Origin of the sequence: Erythrobacter sp., assembly GCF_038133525.1 — a bacterium.
Taxonomy (GTDB): domain Bacteria; phylum Pseudomonadota; class Alphaproteobacteria; order Sphingomonadales; family Sphingomonadaceae; genus Qipengyuania.
In genome coordinates, this window is sequence record NZ_JAYPTL010000049.1 from 23,558 (window position 1) to 25,532 (window position 1,975).

Consider the following 1,975-nt stretch of genomic DNA (forward strand, 5'->3'; position numbering starts at 1 on the left):
AGATAGGGCAATTCTTTGCCGCCTTCGATCGCGATGCGGCGGCCACGGCTACCTTGTCGGCGGTGCTCGTTGACGATCGCGTGATCAGCGAGCGGCTCGCGATCTCGCCGCGCGCCTGGCAGATCGAAAAGGTCAATATCGCTCGCCGACCCGGCGGCGCGTCGGAAGCCTTCATGAAGATTCGCCAGCCCGAGCTGGATGCTATCTGGAGCGCCCGCCAGAATCTGACCGGCGCGCAGGGCTGGCGCCAGCACTTCATCTGGCCGGTCGCGGGGCGAATTTCGGGTCGCTTCGGTTCGCAGCGCATCTATCGCGGCGAGCCGGGCAGCTATCATTCAGGGATCGACATCACCACCGGCACCAGCGGCACCCCCTATGTCGCGCCCGCCGATGGCGTGGTGGTGCTGGCGGTGCAGGGCTACAGCCTCGAGGGCAACCTGCTGATCATTGACCACGGCAATGGACTGAACAGCGCCTTCCTGCATTCCTCGCGGCTCTATGTGAAGGAAGGTGACGCGGTGCAGCAGGGGCAGCATATCGGCGATATCGGCTCATCGGGCCGGGCGACGGGTCCGCATTTGCACTGGAGCCTCAAGTGGCACGAAGCGCGGCTCGATCCGCTGCTCTTCACCGGGCCAATGCGCTAGTCCCGTCCGCACCAGGCTTCCGCTTTTCGTCATGCGCCGCACACGTCTTGCTCTGGGTCTCGCCGTCCTGGCAGCTGCTGCGCCCGTCACCTGGATTCATACCTCGCCACCCAATCCGGTCGTTGCCCCCCATGCGGCGATCAAGCCGATCCCTTTCCAGGCGCAGCGCTTCGGCTCCTTCGAGCTTGTCGGTGCCTGGCAGATCGCCGGGGCCGATTCGGGGTTCGGAGGTTTCTCCGCGCTGATCACGCTTGCTGATGATCGGTTTGTCGCCGGCAGTGACAGCGGGCGAAAGCTGGTCTTCCGGCGGCCCGACCGTGGAAGCGGCCTGGCGCTGCTCAGCCACCTCGGCCCAAGGCGCAAGGTAGAGAAGGCGAATCTCGATCTCGAATCGCTAACCCGCGATCCTGCAACCGGAACGGTTTGGGCCGGGTACGAAGGCAAAAACCGCATCGTGCGCTTCGGTCCCGACCTCAAGGTTTCAGGCCGTGTCCGCCCTGCCGCGATGCGTGATTGGGGCGCCAATAGCGGTCCCGAAGCCTTTGCAAGGCTGGCCGACGGTCGATTCCTGGTCATCGAAGAGGGAACCGGAAGCTGGTTTTCGGATAAGCATCAGGCGCTTGTCTTCTCGAGGGACCCGGTCGAGGACGACAAGCCGCTCGAGCTATCCTTTGTTGCACCTGACGGCTTTCGACCGGTCGACCTTGCCCCGCTCGACAACGGCCGGGCCCTCATTCTCTTCCGCAAGCTGGAGATTGGGCTTCCACCTGGCTTTGGAACCGCGATTGGCGTGGTGGATATCGATCAGCCTTCGGACGATGGGATACTCACGTCGCGTGTGCTGGCGCGCTTCGCTGCCTCAATCCCGCAAGACAACTACGAGGGCATGGCGGTTACCGACGATCCCGATGGCAGGCATGTCTGGCTGATCTCCGACGACAACTTCATGCACTATCAGCGGACATTGTTGCTCAAGCTGAGCTGGGACCAACGGCAAAAAGCGCGCGAGTGACCCCGCGCGCTCTTGCGTTAGCTATCAAGACAGCACCGAAGTGCTGCGGCCTTAGGCGCCTGCAGCAGCCTTCTTCAGCTCGCGCTTCACCTTGAGGGCGCGCGCCGACAGCTTCGTGTCGCTGGTCTTGAGCAGCCAGTTGTCGAGACCGCCGTTGTGTTCGACCGAGCGCAGGCCCTGGGTCGACACGCGGAACTTGTAGCTGCGATCGAGCTTCTCGCTCATCAGCGTGACGTTCTGCAGGTTCGGCAGGAAGACCTTCTTGGTCTTGTTGTTGGCGTGGCTCACATTGTGGCCAACCTGGCGGCCCTTGCCG

Annotated in this window: 3 protein-coding genes; 2 read left to right on the plus strand and 1 reads right to left on the minus strand. The window is 63.3% G+C overall.

Features of this window, described 5'->3' with window-relative positions:
• Positions 1 to 647 (plus strand): M23 family metallopeptidase (locus AAFM29_RS12720; protein WP_341713173.1); only part of this gene is annotated, 647 nt, incomplete at its 5' end.
• Between the two features lie 31 nt (positions 648 to 678).
• On the plus strand, positions 679 to 1,659 hold the full coding sequence (locus AAFM29_RS12725; protein ID WP_341713174.1) for an esterase-like activity of phytase family protein: 981 nt from the start codon (positions 679 to 681) through the stop codon (positions 1,657 to 1,659).
• A 51-nt stretch (positions 1,660 to 1,710) separates the two neighbouring features.
• On the opposite strand, the gene rpmB is transcribed toward AAFM29_RS12725, so the two are convergent.
• On the minus strand, positions 1,711 to 1,975 hold a 265-nt coding region (gene rpmB, locus AAFM29_RS12730; protein ID WP_341713175.1), incomplete at its 5' end, for a 50S ribosomal protein L28.